Origin of the sequence: Sphingobacterium sp. B29 (genome assembly GCF_001952815.1) — a bacterium.
Classification (GTDB): domain Bacteria; phylum Bacteroidota; class Bacteroidia; order Sphingobacteriales; family Sphingobacteriaceae; genus Sphingobacterium; species Sphingobacterium siyangense.
Genome location: NZ_CP019158.1, coordinates 2051336 through 2072757 on the forward strand (window position 1 = coordinate 2051336; position 21422 = coordinate 2072757).

At 40.1% G+C, this 21422-nt stretch carries 14 protein-coding genes; 2 read left to right on the forward strand and 12 right to left on the reverse strand.

Annotation, left to right across the window (positions count from 1 at the left end; genetic code table 11):
- Nucleotides 1–5: 5 nt before the first annotated feature.
- Together BV902_RS08615 and BV902_RS08620 are read left to right on the forward strand one after the other, a co-directional pair.
- Nucleotides 6–590 carry a Crp/Fnr family transcriptional regulator gene (locus BV902_RS08615; protein WP_075991589.1) on the forward strand — a complete coding sequence of 195 codons (585 nt, stop codon included), beginning with the start codon at nt 6–8 and terminating at the stop codon, nt 588–590.
- A gap of 271 nt (nt 591–861) precedes the next feature.
- Nucleotides 862–1671 (forward strand): helix-turn-helix domain-containing protein, encoded by an 810-nt coding sequence (locus tag BV902_RS08620; RefSeq protein WP_070567440.1) that lies wholly within the window; start codon nt 862–864, stop codon nt 1669–1671.
- Nucleotides 1672–1673: 2 nt separating this feature from the next.
- Here BV902_RS08620 and BV902_RS08625 read toward each other — a convergent pair whose 3' ends face one another.
- From BV902_RS08625 to BV902_RS08680, 12 genes are all read right to left on the reverse strand, one after another.
- Nucleotides 1674–2798: an MBL fold metallo-hydrolase gene (locus BV902_RS08625; protein WP_075994680.1), complete on the reverse strand. Its 1125-nt coding sequence runs from the start codon at nt 2796–2798 to the stop codon at nt 1674–1676.
- Between the two features lie 232 nt (nt 2799–3030).
- Nucleotides 3031–4503 carry a TlpA disulfide reductase family protein gene (locus BV902_RS08630; RefSeq protein ID WP_075991590.1) on the reverse strand — a complete coding sequence of 491 codons (1473 nt, stop codon included), beginning with the start codon at nt 4501–4503 and terminating at the stop codon, nt 3031–3033.
- A gap of 28 nt (nt 4504–4531) precedes the next feature.
- Complete coding sequence (locus BV902_RS08635) at nt 4532–5917, reverse strand: RagB/SusD family nutrient uptake outer membrane protein (protein WP_083663526.1); 1386 nt, start codon at nt 5915–5917, stop codon at nt 4532–4534.
- An 11-nt stretch (nt 5918–5928) separates the two neighbouring features.
- Nucleotides 5929–9279, reverse strand: coding sequence for a SusC/RagA family TonB-linked outer membrane protein (locus BV902_RS08640; protein WP_083663527.1), 3351 nt, complete (start codon nt 9277–9279; stop codon nt 5929–5931).
- A 24-nt stretch (nt 9280–9303) separates the two neighbouring features.
- Nucleotides 9304–10320 (reverse strand): FecR family protein, encoded by a 1017-nt coding sequence (locus BV902_RS08645; RefSeq protein ID WP_075991592.1) that lies wholly within the window; start codon nt 10318–10320, stop codon nt 9304–9306.
- An 83-nt stretch (nt 10321–10403) separates the two neighbouring features.
- The gene (locus BV902_RS08650; protein ID WP_075991593.1) at nt 10404–10994 is read right to left on the reverse strand and encodes an RNA polymerase sigma factor; all 591 of its coding nucleotides are present in this window, start codon (nt 10992–10994) and stop codon (nt 10404–10406) included.
- 582 nt (nt 10995–11576) lie between these two features.
- The gene (locus BV902_RS08655; protein ID WP_157625972.1) at nt 11577–13163 is read right to left on the reverse strand and encodes a sulfatase; all 1587 of its coding nucleotides are present in this window, start codon (nt 13161–13163) and stop codon (nt 11577–11579) included.
- Nucleotides 13150–14553, reverse strand: a complete 1404-nt coding sequence (locus BV902_RS08660) for an alpha-L-fucosidase (protein WP_075991594.1) — start codon at nt 14551–14553, stop codon at nt 13150–13152. The genes BV902_RS08655 and BV902_RS08660 overlap by 14 nt, the downstream gene beginning before the upstream one ends.
- Nucleotides 14540–16018, reverse strand: coding sequence for a RagB/SusD family nutrient uptake outer membrane protein (locus BV902_RS08665; protein WP_075991595.1), 1479 nt, complete (start codon nt 16016–16018; stop codon nt 14540–14542). Before BV902_RS08665 ends, BV902_RS08660 begins: the two co-directional genes overlap by 14 nt.
- Before the next feature lie 11 nt (nt 16019–16029).
- Nucleotides 16030–19320: a TonB-dependent receptor gene (locus BV902_RS08670; RefSeq protein WP_075994683.1), complete on the reverse strand. Its 3291-nt coding sequence runs from the start codon at nt 19318–19320 to the stop codon at nt 16030–16032.
- Nucleotides 19321–19478: 158 nt separating this feature from the next.
- On the reverse strand, nt 19479–20654 hold the full coding sequence (locus tag BV902_RS08675; RefSeq protein WP_075991596.1) for a FecR family protein: 1176 nt from the start codon (nt 20652–20654) through the stop codon (nt 19479–19481).
- 45 nt (nt 20655–20699) lie between these two features.
- Nucleotides 20700–21293, reverse strand: a complete 594-nt coding sequence (locus tag BV902_RS08680) for an RNA polymerase sigma factor (RefSeq protein ID WP_075991597.1) — start codon at nt 21291–21293, stop codon at nt 20700–20702.
- Nucleotides 21294–21422: the final 129 nt, after the last annotated feature.

A 21422-nucleotide genomic window follows, 5' to 3' on the forward strand; every position in this document is an offset into this window, starting at 1 on the left:
ATACTATGCTATACGAAAATATTCTTAAAAATGTGTCCAAGTGCATTGCTTTGACAGCGGAAGAAACCGAACAGTTCACTGGTTTACTGACAGCAAAGAAGGTGCCCAAGAAAACGATGCTATTGGAGGAAGGGGAAATTTGTCAGTTTGAAGGATATCTTCAAAAAGGGTGTGTCCGGATTTATTATCTGGATGAAAATGGTTTTGAAGTAACGCTGGCATTTGCTGTCGAAGATTGGTGGATTAGTGATATTGCTTCATTTCATTATCATACACCATCTAGTTTATACATGGAAACATTAGAAGACAGTGAGTTTTTAATGTTAACACCAGAAACGAAAGAGAGATTATTAGAGACTGTTCCAAAATTTGAGCGGGTTTTTCGTATGTTGGTGCAACGTCGGCTCGCTGTTCTGCAAAATAGGCTGATCCATACAATGGCCAAACCAGCCGCCGATCGCTATCTGGAATTTATTGAACTATACCCGACTATTTCCCAAAGGGTACCGCAATACTATATTGCATCCTACTTGGGGGTTTCACCCGAATTTGTCAGTATTATACGTAAGCGGCTTGCTGCAAAGAAATAACAAGCAGTTCGAATGGCTCCATGTTGAAACACGTAGGTGATGACATGGGCCATTCGATTTAGAAAAAAGAAGGATGCTTTCCAAAAAGTGAATGTATTTATGCGTTGAGTTTTTCGGTAGCTTGATTTGAGCTGTGTACCAACTATATTTTGAGCTTTCGGACAACTAGACTTTGCAAAAGGTATGAGATATTTGCTACCTTTAGGCTGGGACTGATTTTAGCTATCGGTACCCATAATCGCAGAGCCGTTTAAAATAAATCGTATTGAGCATGGAAGAGAAAGATTTTGGGAATGCCTTTTTGTATTCCTGTTATGTCGAGAAAGCATTTGGGCACGAACAGTTCATTCCCGAACATGTCGTTTTTTTTCAGCTATCTGGTGAAACACATCTGGACCATCAGAAAGGAAAATTGGTGGCGACAGAAGGGCAGATTGTGGTTGCCCGTAGAAACCAACTGGCCAAAGCTTTTAAATATCCCGCGAAAAATAATATTTACAAATCTGTTTCAGTATTGCTGGGGGCTGATCGGCTGAAGCAATACGCGATGGACCATCACCTCAGTTCGGACAAAAAGTATCAGGGTGAGTCCAATGTTGTACTGGAAAGTAACCTGTTTATAAAAAGTTATTTTGAGTCATTGACCCCCTATGCGGAAGCCATCGACCGAGTGAGCCCGCAGATGGAAAATATCAAGATCTATGAATTGATCACCTTGTTGTTGGAAAGCTATCCACAGTTAAAAGACCTTCTTTTTGACTTTTCGGAGCCGCATAAGATTGATCTCGAGCAGTTTATGGTTAAAAACTATCGGTACAATGTGCCTTTAGAAAACTTTGCCAAACTAACTGGGCGGAGTTTAGCAAGCTTTAAACGTGATTTTGAGAAAATATTCCAGACCTCTCCCCGAAAATGGCTGCAAGAAAGACGTCTTTCTGAGGCTTATTATCTAATTGAAAATAAGCGACAAAAACCTGCAGATTTTTATCTTGATCTGGGTTTTGAAAACCTTTCTCATTTTTATGCTTCTTTCAAGGAGAAGTTTGGCATAACACCAGCGACTATCAATTCCGTTGCTTAACATTATTTCCGCCACCAGTAGCTAGGTGTTAAAGGGGGCTGATCGAGGTCGATGACCTGGCCGATCATGGGGGTAAGCATAGGCTGTTGTTGTCGTATTGCTTCCTTGGAAATACGTTCTAGAGGTTCATTCCAGGCATGATTGGCCAATACAAACTTGGACGAATGAACCGGAAACAGTAAGGAAGCTTTGAGATCATGTGCCGCTTGGACAACCTCCTCCGGCATCATGTGTATGTGTTTCCAACTGAGGTCGTATTGGCCATTCTCCAATATAGCCAGGTCAAAAGGGCCCAATTGATTACCTATCTCTTTGAAGTGGTTATCGTAGCCGCTGTCCCCGCCTAAATAGAGCCGCATGGAAGGTGTCTGGAGCGCATAGGATGCCCATAATGTGTTGGCAGTAAATATACTGCGGCCTGAAAAATGTCTGGCGGGCGCAACTGTTACACTGAAACCATCATCCAAGTTGATTTCGTCCCACCAATCTTTTTCGATGATCTGCTCAGGACGATATCCCCAATATTCAAGATGGGAGCCAACACCAAGGCCAACAATGACTTTTCCAACCCGGGGTTGTAGTGCCTTTAACGTCTTATAATCCATGTGATCATAATGGTCATGTGATATAAATAGATAGTCAATCGGCGGTAGAGCAGATACGGTAGAGACATCGGCTCCTTTAAACGCTTTTACACTTCCTGGAATAGGGGAAGCACTGCCACTAAGGACAGGATCGACGAGTATGTTCTTACCATCGAGACGAAGGAAATAAGAGGAGTGACCAAACCAAACAAGCCCATGAGGCTGACTTAACAACTTTTCCCAGTCGATATCCACTGTTGGTATAGTGTATTTGGGACTTGTTTCGTTCGAGCGCTTAAAAAAATAATCGTATAGGGCTACGGTCCAGGGCTGCGTGAGCTGTGGTGTAGGGCTGCTATTCTGGAATTTTCCGTCTTTAAACTGTTTCGATAGCTGTATGCGTTGAAGTCTTTCACCCGAGGGTCTTTTGCCGAATTGTGGATGCATCATATATAGTCCGATAAGAGCGATGAGAACTGCCAGTCCTAAGATTGTTCTTTTCAAAAATAGAAGCCACTTCTTCCTGTTGTTTCTTGTTGCCATCTGCATATTGTATAGCAACAAAGATAAGACTGCTGAGACAGATCTATTTTTGCTGATAGCTCAAATTTATGTGCTGTATGGCTCATTTCGGCGGATTCATCCGATCCACAATATAAAGAAAGTCTTAAAGCCCATAAAAATTCTTCTTTTACGCTCGGGAGTTGGTTGGATTATAGTTGGCTGGATATTAAAAAAAAGGGGGCTGTCCGATCTTTTTGGACGCCCCCTTTTTTTACCCTTTGTAAGGTTTTTTAGCGGCTTCGATGAGCTCTTTCATTTCTAATTTAATGTAATCTACATTTGGGGTAGATCCCGTAAGAAAATAACGTATATTTCCTTCCTTATCAATAATAAATTTTGCTGGAATTCCTTTGACTCCGAATTTCGCGGCCATAACTTCTCCGGTTTGTGGATCTTTTTGATCGTCATAGAGCACTTCAAAAGGATAATTATTCTTGGTGATAAAGGATATCACATTTTCCTTATAGTTCTTATCACGCTCCCAGGTATTCATGAATAAGAATTGTACATCCTTATCATCTGCATAAGAGTCCTGTGCTGCCTTCATTCCTGGGAATGAACGGATACATGGCTGACACCAAGTTGCCCAAAAATCCAATACCACAACTTTTCCCTTTAAACTGGCTAGGGATACTTTTTCGCCTTTAAGATTGAGTAATTCAAAATTAGGTGCAGGTTTAAAAGTTGCCATTTCTTTGATATGGTTGCGAATGTTTTGCGTTAACTCTATTTTTAAGGATGCATTAAAATTCTCGTAACCTTGAACAGATCCATTCAATTCAGTATATAATTTTTTAAGATCATTTTCGACCGCAAATTGTCCTTTAGCATATAACTTGGTGAGAATATTATATGCCTCAAGCTTTCTTCCTGTGCCCATTAAAGATTTGTAGTATACCATCGCTAGACCATCCGCTTGCTCTGGTGCTGCATTTAATGCATTTTCTATATAACCTAGTGCTTCTGTAAATTTTTTCTGTGAAACAAGTATATTGACATAAGCTGACATGGAGCTTGCATATCCCATGGCCGCAAACCGAGCCTTATTGTCTTTTTGATTCTCTGGAAGGGTTAAATAGTAATAACTATCATCCATAGCAGTTTTTAAGAGTGGTGCTGCAGTAGTCGTATCACCTGTCCTCAGGAGGATTTGACCAACAGGGATATATCCATTTCCGCGCCAGAATCGTTCTTTCATTTCTCCTAGATAATATATTGCTTTTTGTGCATTTCCATCGTTGGCAAAACTTTGTGCTAAATTAGCCAATACATAATCATAAGTCAGTGGTTCTTCCTTGAAGTTTTTAACTGGCCATTTTTTGATAAGGTCGTTATACGCTTTTTCTTTTTGTACTGGCGTACTTGCATTGTAAAAAATATCTGTGATAAAGGCATCACGGGTTAGTGATCCTTTTGGATATTTTTTCTTAGCCAGTACTTCTGCAGATGCCTGCAGATCTTCCTTCCCTAAAGAACGCAAAATGTTGATTGTAGTACGGTAGTCTTCTTCCGATTTATACGTCTTTAATTCGCTCATTAATACATTAGCAAGCGAATCCTTTTGTACCAACGTACCTTTTTCTATAATGGGGAGATACTGTTGGTATTTGTTTTTTGCTGGTTGTTGTGCAAAAGATGCTGTTAGCGAAAACACCAACGCAGCCGTTAAGATTTTTGTTTTCATTTTTTGTCTGTATGATTTTTTAAATTCATTAATCTTCGTATCCTGGATTCTGTGTCAGTTTATTGTTGATCAAAATCTGGGCTTGTGGAATAGGATACAAGACATCCGTGGCCTGCCAGTTTGATTTGATTGGAGACAATACAGCGGTAGCACGATCGGTCCGCTTGAGGTCGAGCCAACGATGGCCGAACTCACCGAAAAATTCGTGCAGGCGTTCCATTTCTATTGCAGATAGTAATTGTGTTTGGTTTAAGCTTGAATTAAGTCCTGCAAGTCCAGCGCGAGAACGGACAGCATCCACATCTGTTCGGGCTTCGGCAAGTTTTCCCAGTTTAGCCCTCGCTTCCGCGCGAATAAGATACTGCTCGGCTAAGCGAAGCATAATATGGTATTCGGAACCTGTTCCCGAGGATATTTTATATTTGGTTATGGCATAATAGATTTTGTTGGAGACCGTTTTTGAACTTGTCCAATTTGTTTTTCTTAAGTCAACCGTCGGAGATGTCTCAAAGCTATTATACACAGCGTCCGGTAGAGTGTAGCCGGGTGTAGCTGTAGCCGCGGTAATATAATTGGAGCCAAATGTCGTTACTCCCGTTTGATTGCCAAGTTGAAGAATAACCTCATTACTTGAGTTTACAAAATTTTTATCTGGTGTCGGCATGCCATAATCAGATGACTGTAATACTTTGGTCGCATAAGATTCGGCATTTTGATAATCCTTTTGGTAGAGATAAACTCTTGCCAATAGTGCGCTTGCAGCAGTTTTGTTAGCTCTTCCTCTCGGGCTTGCCGTTGCATCATAGGCCGTCGCCATCTTACTTTCCGCATCTTTTAGATCAGCAATAATCTGATCATATACTTGCTGTGCAGAAGTTCGCGGAAGAATTGCATCTTCAAAAGCGTGGAGGTCATCACGTAATTGCAATGGCACATCACCATAGAGGTTGACGAGATAGAAATAGGTATAAGCCCTAAAAAATTTCGCTTCGCCCAGGAGCTGATCTTTTACACTTGGGGTAAGGCTGGTGGATGCGTCGAGACCTGATATAGCATTGTTTGCATTCTTGATAAGTTGGTAGCAATTTGACCAGAAATTAGCGACATTCCCATTTGTGTTTAGCAGGTTATTGCTGGCGAATTCCGAGGTATTTGCATCAGCCGCATTGTATTGAAGGTCGTCTGCAGCGATTCCCGTATAAAAGGTTGAAGTCCCGGCAAGATTGATGCTTAATGTTGTGGTATACAATCCGCGTATGACACTATTTGCAGAAGCATCTGTGGAGAATGCTTCGCCAGCTACAACTTGTGTCGGTGGAGCGCCCAATTCCACAAATTTTTCGCAGGAGCTGGTCAAAAGAGTTCCACTGGTAATTGCTAATAATAGTATATTTTTATTGATGTTTAATTTCATGATCTCTAGTTTTAAAATTGACAGTTAAATCCAAATACAATCGTCCGCAATGGAGGCAATACCTGGGCAATCGTTCCAGTTCCTAAACCAGATGGACCGCCTTGCACGGTCGTTTCGGTATCCAGGACATATTTGTTCTTGGCCCAAGTAAAGAGATTTTGCCCTTGCATAAATACATTACAATTAGACATTTTTAATCTCGAAGTCCAGCTTTTGGGCAGGTTGTAAGATAAATTGACAGACCTCAATTTAATATAGGAAGCATCCCCATAGACAGCATCAGAGCTGGTATATTGATTATAAGAGTTGCTTAATGCAACTCCATCAGCTGAAGATGCCGGTACTGTCGGGATAATTGCTCCCGGGATATTGGTATTGCTGTTATTTGGTGTCCATCTGTCCAACCAGTAATCATTTTGGTTGAGCATAGCACCCGGTCTCGTGTTGAGGATTTTAGTTACTCCAAAGCGGTGGTTAAATTGAAAAAATACGCCGAGCTCGAAGCCTTTGTAGGAAAAAGTATTGTTAAATCCACCATAGAAAGGTGTACCTAAGTTAGCAACGTATCGGTCGTCGCCCGTTATAGCCCCATCGCCATTGCGGTCTTCGTATAACGCTCTTCCTGTTGTGGGGTCTACACCTTGATAGTGATACAAACGGACCATATTGAGCGGCTCACCAACTAGAAAGCTACTTGAATAAAATGTGTTTTCAATTCCAGGAAATTCGACAAGTTTGTTTTTATAAAACGTGAAATTAGCAGATGTTTTCCATGTAAAATTTTCATTTGTAATATTGGTGGTGTTCAACTCCAATTCCAAGCCTGTATTTTGGATCAATGCCGGTAGGTTTTCTTTGTAACTGTTGTAGCCCGTTTGAGTACTTAAAACTAAATCAGTTATCTGGTCAGAAGAACGATTTCTGAAAAAGTTTCCCGTAAACAAAATTCGATCTTTCAAGAAACCTAGATCTAAAGCAAACTCCAGTTTTTTGGTTGTTTCCCACTTGATATATTCATTTGGAAGTGTTCCAATATTCATGGAAGGATTATTCAGATATGCGGTTGTTGAAGAGTAGAGTGGAAGATAAAGGTAATTTGAAATTTGATCATTACCTGTAGTTCCATAGCTCGCTCTCAATTTACCAAAACTTAAAAACGTTAGATTATCTTGTATAAAATCCTCTTTTCCAAAGACCCATCCTAGCCCTATTGCTCCAAAATTTCCGAATCGGTTTTTAGGTCCAAAACGAGATGAGCCATCTCTTCTAAAAGTTCCATTAAACAAATATTTCTCTTTCCAGTCGTAATTTACTTTTCCGAATAGTGCATTGTATTTGTAATATACGAGGTTATTGCTGGCAGTGAATAATCCTGCGGCACTGAGCGAACCTAAAAGTGCATCGTTTGAATAATTAGAACCATTGGTTGTCTGTGAACGGGATGAATTTTGCTGAAAACTTGTTCCAATTAATGCCGTAAATTTACCTTCGCCGATACTTTTTACATAATCCAATGTCGGTTCAATAATCCAATTTTCGGCCTTTGTATTAGAGAAACTGGAAGATCCAAGCGGGTTGGAGACGGTGTTATTTAAGGAAGTAATTGGGCGTTGATTATTTTGGTTCAACTGTGTGATGGTATAGCCAAAATTTGCTTTTGCTGTCAGTCCAGGTAGAATTTTGTAACTCAGATTGGCGTTCGAGATCAGATTATTGGTATTACCAAAGTATTTCCGTTCGAGCAAGGCGATTGGGTTGTCAATAAAAGCTGATGACGGTAACCAATAGTATTTTCCATTGTCACCATAGATTGGATAATTGGGGGGCAAATTGTAGAGAGATGTGACATCAGAGGAAGGCATATCGGAATTGTCGTTGGCATAGCTAACTGATAAAGCGGCATTGAATTTTTTGTCAGAGGAGGTGTGATCCAAGTTTAACCGTGAGGTAAAGCGACTGTTTTTGCTATCTCCATAAAAAACAGTACTCTCGCGTCTATATCCCGAATTAAAGAAAAAACGGGTAGATTCGTTTCCACCAGACATATTCGCTTGAACGTCGGTAATATGTCCTTTGTTTCCAATCAGCATTTTCTGCCAATCTGTCGATTTGTTCTGATCCCATAACATAAGATCTGGAGCGTTATCGGCTGTAGGTGTAACTCCAGCATTAGCAAAAGCCTCTTTTCTTAGCGTGAGATATTGTTCTAGATTCAACATAGGGATAAAGTGGTTGACCTCGGTAAATCCGGTGTTAAAGTTTACACCAATGCGAGTACGACCTGCAGATCCTTTTTTTGTGGTGATCAATACGACACCATTTGCGCCCCGGCTACCATAGATCGCTGTAGCGTCGGCATCTTTCAAGACATCGATACGTTCAATATCCGCTGGATTAATCATGCTGAAGGGACTTAAGCCGCCTGAAGAAGCTGAGATACCAAATGAATTGAGGTTATCTGTTGCAGGTTGTCCGCCGTTAAAATTGGTAAATGGAACTCCATCAACCACGTATAGCGGTATTGAACCAGAGGTTGTTCCACTTAATGACGCTTGATTCCTAATCTGAATCTGAACAGCACTTCCGGGCACACCATTGTTTTGGGCGATCAATACACCGGACATTCTTCCCGATAGTGCGGCAAGGGGATTACTTACAGGTTGAGAGGTAATGTCCTTCGCTGTGATCGAAGCAACTGATCCCGTATTCAGTCTACGTGTTGTCGTACCGTAGCCAATAACAACCACTTCTTCTAAGCTTCCTTCTTCCGGTTTCAGTTTAATAGGAGTAGAATTGGCAATAAGCTGCTTTGCAGTGATATCAACCTTCTGATAACCAATAAAAGAAAAAGTAATAATGACATCGTCATTTGGAATACGCAGTCCCCATTGTCCATTGACATCCGTTGCGGTACTCGTTTGCATATTGCGGTATTCTGCTTTTTGCCAGTCCTTTATGATAACAGATACTCCTGCCAAAGGCGTTCCATTTTCATTGACTACTTGGCCCGCAATGTGTTGCTGATTCTCTTTTTTTTCTTTTATAGCGATAATGTCATTGTCCAATACTTCCCATGTTAGGTTGCTCCCGGCCAGAGACTGGGAAAGAAGATCTTTTACACTGATTTTCTTTCCAACAATATTGATTGTCGAGTTTGGGAGAGTCGATTTGCTAAAGAACATTTTGTATTTGCTCTTGTCATTGATTGTTTGAAATACATCTTCGAGTTTTCCTCCCTGGACGGAGACATCAATTTTTTCAGTTTGAGAATAGGCGAAGCTCTGTATATGCATGGCGCTAAGACAAATGAGCAGTAAAGCCAATCTCGACTCTTTTCTAAATTTGGGTTTTGTTTTGTTCATGTGAGTTATATAGGTTGATTGTTTTTAGAGTAGTTGTATTTGATTTTTCCCCGTTTTTTTAATTTGAAAGTAATTGACAGTTTGTAATGCTTTTAGGATATTTTCTAGTTGTTCGTTTTCGAATGTTGCTGAATAGCGTTGGTTAGCAACTGCTTTGTTTGTAATTTTAATTTCCACGCCATACATGCGTTCTAGTTTTAAGGCGATATCCAGTAATCTATCATCTTGAATGGTAATCCGATTTAATAACCATTCGGTTTCTAAAGCGGATCCGTCTTTTTCAGAGATGGAAAATGGCTGAATAGCTATTGCCATAGGAGCCGATGCGGTTTTAGTAGTTGTAGATGGGAATTCCTTTTCAACTCCATATACCTTTCTGATCACAAACTTTTCTTTGGGCTTTAATATAAATTTCTGATTGTCAGTTCCTTTTTTCCAGATGGATACTTTGCCACGTACCAAAGCTGTTTGGGCATTATTTTCTTCGGCATAATCGCGCACATTGAAAGCGGTTCCCAGTACGCTAATTTCCATTCTTGGTGTATGAATAAGGAAGGGCTTGGATGGATTTTTGGCGACATCGAAAAATGCTTCCCCAATCAAAGTAACTTCACGTGTGCTGGAATCTTTGAATGAGGCGGGATAGATTATTTTGCTCGAAGCATTAAGTGTAACTTTTGTACCATCTTCTAGAACAATTCGCTGCTGTTGTCCGTTTGTTAGCGTAATTTCTCGATTGTTTGGTTGCGCAATTTTGTAAAGATAAAGAGCTGTAAAAGCGATACAGAGGATAGCTGCAGCTGCTGCAATTCTAGGGAAATTGAATGTTTTCTGATTCCTCCGAGTCAGTTTCTTTATAATTCTGCCATGAATGCGTGCTTTGAGTGCTTTCTGTACATGATCGGGTAGTGTTTTGATTAAATTCGGTCGGGATGAAAATGAATCGAAAAAACGTTCCACGACGTCCATTTCTTCCGAATTGGCTTCGCCTTTTAAGTATTTGTCAATTAGCTTTTCGAGCTCTTGGTTAGGATATTGCATATGATTAGTACAATGTTCACTTAAATAGTGCCCCTAAAAAGAAAAAATGTACTAGTCTAAATTGGTGTTTGTTTGTAATTTACTTATTTACAGTTGTATAAAATTATGAGTAGCGTCAAAAAATGTTGGATAACAAGTTTTTTTAATTTTTGAATTGATACTCCGAGGTGATTTTGAACTGTATTTTGGGAAGTTTCTGTCAAATCACTAATTTCTTTTGTGGTAAGTCCATCTAAGTATCTCATTTTAAAGATTTCTTTTCTTTTTTGTGGGAGATGGGCTACCCATTGTTCAATTAAAGATTTTAAATCCTTTTCGGCATACTGATCTCCTTCCAGAATTTCATAACTTCGATAAAGGTGATGATTTTCTTCGATAAGGATATTTCTGCGTTTGTTTTTCTTATAGGTTTCAAAGACTTTGTATTTCATGCATGCAATGAGGTAGGATTTCAGGTTGTGAATCTCTCTACTGGGACAGTGTTCCCAAAGTTCAATAAATACATCCTGAACAATCTCTTCACAGGAAGCTAAATCTTCGAGTCTTTTGTAAGATTCATCTAAAAGTAAAGACCAATATTTATCATACAAAATATTGAAAGCCTCTAAATCGCCTTCTCGGAGCCTAGCTAACAAGCTTGCATCATTATGAGCTGGATCTTTATCGTTTTTCATGATATGATAGTGTGAAGTTGAATTCCTTAGATTGGTAGGGTTGAGGAATGTAACTTTTTTTCAATATTACAGATTTTATTAAATAAGGTCAAGATCTGTACGTATTTTTTATTTTTTGTGTTTAATCTTTTGAAATTCATTAAACATTTGACATCATCATTTGGGCTTATATTCATAAGAAATTGGTTTTTGAGCCGTAATTAACTCAAAATTAGGTTGAATAAAATTAAAATAGAATTCACTTTTAATTTTTCGAATAAATAGTCAAAAGTACATTTGTTTTTGGATGAGTACTGAAATTTATCTTGTTTTATGCTTGCAGAGCCATAAAAAATTCGGTTTTTATTGTCAAGGTTTAATAATATTTTAAATTAATAAAAGACCCCTAATGTTCATTAAATTAGAAATGCGTGAACTGATTGAATCTGCAAAAAAAGAAAAAAAAGGATAGTTGTCAGGATAGCAACAGATTTTGCTAAATCGTATCTTCGAAGGAGAGGATAAACCAGCGAAGCCCCGATATGTACTTTCGGGGCTTCGTTGTATCGGGGCTTCGCTGTATAAGTCATCCAAGCAGGCCCCTTAATCCATCGGCTTAATTTGATCAGGATAGGGGATCTGCTGTCCCGTAGCTTTGTAGGTCGGCAACTGAGCCTTCCAAGTCCGGAGCTGATCAGAAAGTAATTTGCTGAGCTCGCTGGTTTTTCCTTTCATTTTTGGGGCAAGGTTGTTGAGTTCACCGATATCTTGCTGCAGGTTGTAAAGTTCAAGCTTCCCATTTTTCATGTCGTAAAGCAACTTATAATCTCCTTGTCTTATTGCCGAGAAAAAGTTGATTCCAGGGCCATCTGGCACTGTCCACTTGTTGGGGATATTCCATACCAATGGCCGGCTGTTCCAATTGTCGGACCTATTGCCTTCCATTAAGGGCAAAAGATTTTTTCCATCTGGTTTTTCCTGTACGAGCTGATAGTGATCTATTTTGGCTAAACTGAGAATCGTTGGAAAGAGATCTTCGACCATAACAGGGGTAGCATCTGTGCTTGCAGGGTGCTGCTTGGCCTGTTTGATCAACAGAGGAACCCGGATTCCACCTTCGTAAACCGACCCTTTCCCAGCTTTTAATGGTAGGTTCTGTGTATGGCTTGGTCCGGTGCGCATTGGGCTGAGGCTTAGTCCGCCATTGTCGCTAAGGAAAATAATGACGGTGTTATCGTATAGGTTTTTGTCTTTAAGAAATTGAACGATATCACCCATACTTTTGTCATAACCTTCGACCAGTGAAGCATAAGCTGCTTCAGTGGAATCTAAGCCGCGGTCGAGGTATTTTTGTACAAAACGTGGATCGGGTTGGATCGGGACATGCACCGCATAGTTGGAAAAATTAAGGAAAAAAGGCTCCTTACGGCGTATAGGTTCCTCCAGTGCCTTCAGCGCCTCCCGGGTTAAGGCTTCCGTTAGAAATGTGGATGTGCCATGATATTCCATAAGATCGGGAACCGCCTGATAACCTGCTTTGCCAGGAAGGTTACCGTAATTCTGCTCGCCATAGTAGTTTTGTGGGTGCCCGGCGGAGTGTCCTGCAATATTGACCATAAAACCCAAATTTAAAGGACTGGCACCAGGTGTTCCGGCAGATCCCCAATGTGCTTTACCTACATGAATGGTATAGTAACCATTCGCTTTAAGGATGCTTGGAAATGGAGTAGCATATATCGTATGTGGTATATTGGGCACAGGGCTTAGTCCGTTGATATTCCAATCCGGTGGATTCAACAATTCATCTTTGCTATCGGTCGGGGTGTCAGCCTTGGGATGGGTCCAATTGGTGACACGATGATGAGCAGCATTTAAACCGGTCAGAAAGCTCACCCGGGAAGGTGTGCACACCGGTGTTGCATACGCATTGGTAAATTTAATGGCTTCTTTGGCCAATGTTTCCAGATAGGGGGTATGAAACTTTTCGTTGATCGGCGTTTTGACCTTGTAAAATGGTTCGGACATGTCCTGCCAACCGAGGTCATCCACAAAAAACACGACAATATTGGGGCGTTCTGTTGTGGGACCAAGTTGTGCCTTGCTTTGGCTCTGCGCCTGCAGCAATAACCCCATATTTGTAAATAGGGTCGCTAATAGGATAAATTTGCTATTTTTCTTAGAAAGTATCATAAGCATTAAAAGTATGAATAATAGGTTGGCCAATGGCCTTATCTATTGTTAATTTAATTTGTGTACAGCGAATGGGGCCTTTCAATTGAATGATACATTTGTTACCAACGGACGAACCCGTAAATAGTGTTTGCCATCCCTGCTTTGTTTTCGCAGTAATGTGGAAAGCACGTATACGTTGTCCTTGATCAAGGCTTTCTTCAATCATTAACTGGGTAACAGCTTTCGCCTTTTTAAAGCGAATAAGCTCTTGTTTTGGGTCTAGATCCTTTATCGGACTACCATATTGACGTTTGATCTCACTTCCTAGTTCTTCTAATCGCCGCCGATCTATTTGCGGCACAAGCCCCAGGGTGTCGGGTGTAACTCCTAGGATCAAAGTTGCATTTCTGCCGACAGACTTTTGATACATATCCACAAGGTGGTTAAGAGAAAATACCGAATTTTCGTCATTTGGTTCCCAAAACCATTCGTGTCGACCGTTTGCTCCGCGGAGCGGGGCATCAGCCATTGCAGGCATAAAATAGGTTCCATCCGGATCACCGGTTTTTAAGAGTAAGAAATCGTTTGTGGAAATTGCCCTTGGACAACTCTCTCCTGCGCCGGTATAAGGAAAAGGAAACATAGACCAGCATGGATAATGTACTGTTCCAGACTCGGAACCGCCCCATCTTGCTTCTGCCAGTTCGTCGTTATGATAGAAAAGGCAATTAGGTTGATATTTTTTTACAATTGGGAGCACATTTGGAGCACCTTTCTCAGGGCTGCTGGCTCCACCATCAAACCAAATCTCAAACAGTGGACCGTACCATGTGCATAGCTCCTGTACCATTCCCTCGACCATTTTATTATAGTATTTTTGCCGTTCTATTTGCTGCTGTCCAGTACCGATTGCTTTAAAATCGTGAATACCAAGGTAAGCGTTCCAACGAATCCCTACATAAATACCTGGTTTTATCCCGTGTTTGATACAGGCTTTTATAAAATCACCAACAAGATCTTCTTTCCCGTTTTTCCACCCTAAAGCACTCGTGTTATAGGGATTGACTTTTGAGGGATAAAGGGCAAATCCAGTTTCATGAGTCGCGGTAATGAGTGCGAATTTAGCCCCGGCTAGTTTTGCGCTCAGCACCCATTGTTCGACATCCAGTTGTTGCGGCTGGAAAATGTGTATATCAGGAACCGGAACAATACGATTGGATTGCTGTTGATATGCCTTCCGGTCAAAGACATGCAGATCATAGTGAAAGATGATACCAAATTCGGCTCTCTGCCAAGCAAGCTGCTGTTTATTTGGGAGGGCGACAACTTGGGCATATATGCTTGGACAGGAAAGCCCAAGCATGATAATAAACAGCAATAAATCGTGGTATGGTTTAGTAACCCTCATTTTGCGTTAAATTTGGGTTTGCATCAATTTGTTGGAGCGGGATAGGATAAACGACCTGGTATTCTTTGGCTGCATAACCTCGCTCTTTGGCTGACTGGATAAATTTTCCATGTCGAATCAGGTCTTCGCGACGCAATCCTTCAGAAAAGAACTCTCGCCCACGTTCCGCCAGTAGAAAATCACGCAACAATAATTTGTTAGTATAGTCTGCTAATTTGAGCAAAGTTGTATTGGCACGTTGACGAACCTGATTGATGAGGTCGATACTCTCTTGATTAGGACCATTTAGCTCATTAAGTGCTTCAGCACGACTTAAAAGAACATCGGCATAACGTATGTAGACAATATCGTTACCCATATTTTCGCCCACACCGTTTGGATCTGGCCAGTATTTGAAGCTTCGTACATCATTGAGGGCTTTACCATTGTTATCCTCGAGCAATTCCACATTTTTACCAGAGATATCGGTATAGTTTCGTATGAGAAGTTCACGTCTTTTATCGTTCGATTCAAAGGTTTTGTAAAATGCACTATAGGTACGGAATTGTGCACCAAAATTGACCCAGTTGGTGAGAATAGGGTAGTTTGGCGGGAAAGCATGTGCCATGTAGTTATTTTGATAGCCTGCCTGCGCGATACAAGGTGCCCTAAAGATGTATTCTTTATTGCTTTCACCTTCAATGGCAAAAAGCCGTGGATAATTACTATACAGTTCATATTGATGAAGGTCTATAATTTCCTGAGTGACATCGGTCAGCTTTTTCCAATTTTTTTCTTTGAGATAAATCTTCATTAAATACCCAAGAGCGGCACCTTTTGTTGCCCTGCCTATTGGACTTTCTGTAAGCGGTAAATATTGTTTGGCAAATTCAAGGTCACTGATGATATAGTTGACAAAGACATCTCGGTCGGCTCTTTTGGCATTTTTTCCAATTTCTTCGATCTCTTGGGGACTGGCGCCGACGGGGATATCAATCAAGGGGGTAGGGCCGAATAAATTATAGAGGAAATAATAAGATGACGAGCGGATAAACTTGGCTTCGGCTTGTATTTTGTTGAGTTTGGCCGGGTCTAAGCCATTGAGCTGATTGGATAGGATGATAACCGAATTTGCACTGGCAATGGCTTTATACATTTTCTCCCAGAATGAATTTAAAAAACTATTATTGACAGACCAATTAAACTGGATAAATGGAGCGGCATCTTTTTCAAGGCCACCACCCGTTTCAAAGGCAATATCTGTGTTGAACTCATTCATCATATAGGTATAGTTACGATGATCATAAGCAATAATACGGGATTGCGCATAAGCTCCTGTAAGCAGTGCATCAATGCCAGTCTCATCGGCTAAGAATTTGTTGGGGTCGTATTCTGTATATACTTCTTCTTTCAAAAATGAATTGCAGCCTATCGTCGATAGGGACAGCAATAATATGGTGAGATATTTGAGTTTTAATGTTGTCATGTTAGTCGAATTTAGAGTGTAAGATTTAATCCCAATCGAATCGTGCGTGCTAAGGGGTAGCTATTGTAGCTCACTTTGGAAACGGCACTAGTTCCTGTCGCACTTGCGTCAGGATCATAACCTTTATATTTGGTCCAAGTTGCCAAATTCTCTAGTGCCAGAAATATATTGACGCGATTGACTGATTTTCCATTTTTCAATACCTCGTAGTTTAAATTGATATTTTTGAGTCTTAAAAACGATGCATCTCTTACAGTCATTGAATTGATAATATAGTCGCCACCATAGGCTGTAGGGTTTACGCCGCTCGGATATTGATTGGTTGGGTTTTCTGGTGTCCACCTATTCAGGTAGTATTCGGATAACCTGTTGCGATATTCGTTGGTAGGATAGAGGGTTTCGGTGATATTGGCGTCTAACATACTAATTCCGCCTACGTATTGAAGTAGGAAGTCCAGTGAAACATTTTTATACTTGAACGTATTGGAAAGGCTCAGATTGATGGAAGGGAAAGGTTTTCCTAAAATAGTTCGATCTTTTAAGTCTATTTTCCCATCTTGGTTCTGATCTTTAAAGCGAATATGCCCCGGCTTTGCTTCAGGTTGTGCTGAATTTTTTATCTCCGCATCGTTCTGAAATATTCCCTCCGTCTCATACCCATAGAAAGATAACATGGGTTGACCACGTTCTACAAGTTGATAGTTGGAGATAAAACTGGCAATAGATCCCGTAATAAGTTGTGGAATAAAATCTGGTAGCTCTTTGACTTCATTTTTTAGTAAGGCCAAATTAAATAGACTATTCCATTGCCATTGATCACGAATAATATTTTTACTGTTTAACTGAAAATCAATACCACGGTTTTCAACATTTCCAAAATTGACCATGTAATTGCTAAAGCCCACCACTGAAGAAATGGGTTTACTGAATAGTTGATCCTTAGTGTTACGTTTGTAAGCGTCGACAGACCCCGTAATTCGCCCACGCAGAAGCTCAAAATCTAATCCTAGATTTATTTCTTCCGTAGATTCCCACCGTAGATTTTTATTAGGTAGTCTCGCAGGGACAACACCCTGATAAATCTTATCACCAAAGACAGCATTTCCCGACGCGACCAAGGTGTTGATTGTTTGGTAATTGTCTATTCCTTGGTTTCCTAATCGTCCATATCCAAATCTCAGTTTAAGCGTGGTACCATTTTCTTTCAAATGGGAAAGAAAATCTTCATCCGTTAATTTCCAGGCAAAAGCTCCGGAAGGAAAAAATGCAAACTTGTTTTCTTCCGAAAAGCGCGATGTACCATCTGAACGCAAAGAGGCTGTAATAAAATAACGATCGTTAAAATTATAATTGATACGGCCCAATACACCATTGAGTCTGTTTCTGCTTTTACTAGAACTTACATTGTCGCCTTTATCACCATCTCCACTCTGTAAAAGGTTGTAGGAAGTGACGTCAGATAAAAATTTCATTGAACTGGCTCCCACGCCTTCACTTTGAAACTCTTCAAATGTTGTTCCCAATAAGAAAGCCAATTGATGTTTTCCAATTTTTTTATTGTAGTTGAGTAAAAACTCGCCCAACCATTGGTGGCCACTTGACGCATTTTTTGAACCCAATCCGCTATTGGCAAGACCGTTTATGGTCGATCGGTCCGTATAACTGGAGTTCATCATGTTGGCGGTACTTCCGCCAACACGTAATGTTGCTGTAAAATCGGTAAAAGGTTTAATTTCTGCGGTAATCAATCCATAAAATGTATTGGAGATATTTCTATTCTCCTTACCATTGATTAGGGCCAGTGGATTGTCTAAAGCGATAAAATTATTAAGGTAGTATCGACCATGTTCATTGACGTATGCCGGTAGCGTGGGGTCAAATTGCAATGCGCTATTGAGCGGGCCCGCGGCTTCATTCACTCCATTGGATGTATAGATTGCTTGCTGGTTACCACGGGTATAATTTCCGTTTATATTGAATTTTATATAATCCTTTGGTCGAAATTCCAGATTTGTTCTGAAATTAATTTTAGCGTAGCCCGAGTTTTTTACTAGACCATCCTGGTTGAAATAATTTAGAGCGGTATAGAAATTACTCTTATCCCCACCGCCGGAAAAGCTAAGTTGATGATTCTGTACGACCGCATTTTTTCTAAATATTTCATTCTGCCAATTGGTTCCTTCTCCCATGTTGTTGATCTGGTCTTCCGTAAAAATGGCGTCTTTGTTTGCATCTTTTCGGATAGCATTCAGAACTTGCATGTATTGCTTTCCGTTAAGGACATCCAATTTTTTTGATACATTTTGAAACCCGATATAACTATCATATTTCGCTATAGCTGTGCCAGATTTTCCTTTTTTTGTTGTAATAAGCACTACACCGCTAGCCGCACGAGTACCATAAATAGCAGCTGCTGAGGCATCTTTTAAGATGTCTATTGATTCGATATCATCCGGACTTAAACTACTAGGGTCGATACCAGGTAGCCCATCTACCACAATCAGGGCATCATTACTACTGTTAATGGAACCTGCACCCCTGACCTGTATTTTGGTTCCTGCCCCAGGCGCCGAATTGGTTTGGCTGATGGTTACACCTGGTGCCTTACCATTGATCAACTGAAGGGCGTTGATATTGGATCCTTGTGTGAAATCCTTAGCTTGAACGGCAGAAATTGAACCTGTGAGGTCTGATTTTTTTTGAACACCATAGCCCACAACAACGACTTCTTCCATTTCATTGATTTGAGGCTCTAAAGTGATGACGAGCTGTTGGGACCGTTGGAAAGATATTGTTTTCTCTTTAAATCCAATAAAATTAATGCGAAGCTCACCACTGGGCGGAGTCTTGGCAAATTGAAAATCACCATGTTCGTCTGTTGCCACAGATTGTCCGGTACCGACGAGCAGAATAGTGGCTCCGGCAATAGGCTTTCCAGTATTGTCTTTTAATTTGCCCCGAAGATCCTGTTGAAATGTGTTGTCTTTTCCAGCTGTGGTTGAAGCAGAAGCATTGGGATGGATCAAAATTGCATTATTACGCACGCTATAGGTCAATTGCTGATCGGCTAGTAATATGCGTAGAGCTTCGGCTAAAGGCTTGTTGGTAATGCTGAGATTCATTTTTTTGTCTTCATCAATTTGTTGAGAATTGTAAAGAAAGTCTTTGCCACTCTGTTTTCTAATCTTTGTTAAAATAGATTTGAAGCTTTCCCCTTTCACATGTAGCGAAATGTTTTGTCCATAACTATTTGCACTGACATGGAACGTGGCTATTACTAGAAACAGGATAATCAGTTTCATAAAAATCATAGTTTTTACGATAATCCTGGTCGTAGGATATCGAAATGAATAAGAAGTTTTATACATTTGAACTGGATAAATTGATTAATAATTTTCGTTTTGTTGGTCGTTATCTAACTGCGGGAGTGTTGGAGCACTTCCGTTTTTTTATTTAAAGTTTATTTATTGGTTACATAAATGCCTCCTTCTTTTATGTTGAATCTCAGGTTGGAAACTTCCTCTAGATTTTTGAGTAGATCACTTAGATCATTGGTGCGTCGATAGGTTCCTGAAAATCTATCCTCGCTTTGTGAGTTGATCTTAATAAATTTAACATCATACCAGTCTCTAATTTGTTCGGTTAATTGATAAATATCCACATTCTCGAATTTAAAATAACCTTGCTGCCATGCCAGGATATCCGTTGTATCTATTTCGGTTTTTTTAGGTGTTGCAGTTTCTCCGTATGCTTGCTGCCCAGGAGAAAGGTGGATCACAGTCTTTGGACTACTAACCTTTACTTTCCCTTCCAGTAATGAAATCCTTTCTATACTATTTGGGTAACTTTGGATATTAAAATGTGTTCCCAGCACCTTGGTAGTATAATGTAAACCTTGTACAGAGAAGTGCTGTCGATCGAGATGAGTGACCTCAAAATACCCTTCGCCGACTAATTGTACCTGACGTTCCATTTCATTAAAGCTTCTCGGAAACGTAATCTGTGAATTGCTATTGATCCATACTTTTGAACCGTCAGGTAGAACAAGTGCTTGTGTTTGCCCTTTTTGGGTTTGAATAGTCAATTTCGTGTTGTTGGCTAAAACATGTTTGTCGTCTTGTCGAAAAACAAGAGTGCCCGCTGAATCCTTGACAATCCCATAGGTTTTGAAATCGGATTGCTTCAATGGGATGTTGTTGCCGTTAGTATTGTTGCTGGCATAAATAAGACCGCTATGTTTTTTCAGAAAGATTTGATTTACTGTAGTGTCGTGTTGAGGGGTCTCATCCTTATTTTTGTCGGTAAGCGTAAATAAAAGTGCTGCAAGAGAAATTATACCAATGAAAATGGCTGCATAAGGGAGGAAGGTTTTCCAACGGCTATTTTTTATGGCACCGGTCTGATACGGGGTATCTTGAACTAAATGCGCGTGGATATTGGACCAAATCTTGTCTTTTTTATTTTTTTCTAGCGCGACTTCCTTGGAATATTTGAGGTAAAATTTGTCAAATTTAGCCAAAAGATCGGCACTAGGATTAGTGGTCAGTAGAACTATTAATTGTTGTTCCTGTTCTGGACTAAGCTTATTTTCGAGATAGTCTTTGACTAAGTTTTCAAACTCAGAATTGGTCATCATGATATTGGTCTTTATTATAAGAACAATATTGAGTTGGGCTAAGGACTAGTCGATGAAAAAAAAAGTAAAAAATAATAGGGGATAGATGATCGAAGAATCTCCAGGGGTACGCTTGAGTTCTTCTTTGATAAATTTTAAAGAAGACACCAAATGATTTTTTACGGTATTTGTCGAAATGGATAACTGTTGCGCTATTTCCTGATGTGATAGTCCCTCGAATCGACTCATACGAAATACGAGTTGCTGTTTTTTGGGTAGCTTTTGAACCAATTGTTCCAGTGCTTCGTTCACTTCTTTTTCCGCCAAAGGGTCTTGGTCAAAAATGCAATCATGAGATCCTTCGGAGCATAGGGGTTCGAAGAGGCTATGGTATCTTTTAAGCTGTTTGAGCCTATTGAAGCATTTATTTCGACTGATTACATAGATAAATGTTCGAATATTGCTGTCTATATCTATTTTTTCTCTTGAGTCCCAGAGCTGGAGAAAAGTATCCTGTACAATTTCTTCTGCAATGTGCTCATCCTTTAAAATATGAAGCGCAAATTGGTAAACCATTTGCGCATATTTATCATAAAGTACCCTTAGGGCAATTTGATTACCCCGAGATAATTTGTGCAATATGGCAATGTTGTCTTTCAAATGCTGTTCTAAATGTTGTGTATAGCGTGCCTAGATAACCCGACTATTACACCTGGTTAGATGTTTGCTTTATTGAACGTAAGCTATTCTTTACGAAATTCGGCTGTTACGAACTTCGCAAAGAATATA

What these genes read in the sequence shown, in the direction of transcription:
- BV902_RS08615 (WP_075991589.1), top strand. Translation starts at nt 6, where the DNA reads ATGCTATACGAAAATATTCTTAAAAATGTGTCCAAGTGCATTGCTTTG.
- BV902_RS08620 (WP_070567440.1), top strand. Translation starts at nt 862, where the DNA reads ATGGAAGAGAAAGATTTTGGGAATGCCTTTTTGTATTCCTGTTATGTC.
- BV902_RS08625 (WP_075994680.1), bottom strand. Translation starts at nt 2,798, where the DNA reads ATGGCAACAAGAAACAACAGGAAGAAGTGGCTTCTATTTTTGAAAAGA.
- BV902_RS08630 (WP_075991590.1), bottom strand. Translation starts at nt 4,503, where the DNA reads ATGAAAACAAAAATCTTAACGGCTGCGTTGGTGTTTTCGCTAACAGCA.
- BV902_RS08635 (WP_083663526.1), bottom strand. Translation starts at nt 5,917, where the DNA reads ATGAAATTAAACATCAATAAAAATATACTATTATTAGCAATTACCAGT.
- BV902_RS08640 (WP_083663527.1), bottom strand. Translation starts at nt 9,279, where the DNA reads ATGAACAAAACAAAACCCAAATTTAGAAAAGAGTCGAGATTGGCTTTA.
- BV902_RS08645 (WP_075991592.1), bottom strand. Translation starts at nt 10,320, where the DNA reads ATGCAATATCCTAACCAAGAGCTCGAAAAGCTAATTGACAAATACTTA.
- BV902_RS08650 (WP_075991593.1), bottom strand. Translation starts at nt 10,994, where the DNA reads ATGAAAAACGATAAAGATCCAGCTCATAATGATGCAAGCTTGTTAGCT.
- BV902_RS08655 (WP_157625972.1), bottom strand. Translation starts at nt 13,163, where the DNA reads ATGATACTTTCTAAGAAAAATAGCAAATTTATCCTATTAGCGACCCTA.
- BV902_RS08660 (WP_075991594.1), bottom strand. Translation starts at nt 14,553, where the DNA reads ATGAGGGTTACTAAACCATACCACGATTTATTGCTGTTTATTATCATG.
- BV902_RS08665 (WP_075991595.1), bottom strand. Translation starts at nt 16,018, where the DNA reads ATGACAACATTAAAACTCAAATATCTCACCATATTATTGCTGTCCCTA.
- BV902_RS08670 (WP_075994683.1), bottom strand. Translation starts at nt 19,320, where the DNA reads ATGAAACTGATTATCCTGTTTCTAGTAATAGCCACGTTCCATGTCAGT.
- BV902_RS08675 (WP_075991596.1), bottom strand. Translation starts at nt 20,654, where the DNA reads ATGATGACCAATTCTGAGTTTGAAAACTTAGTCAAAGACTATCTCGAA.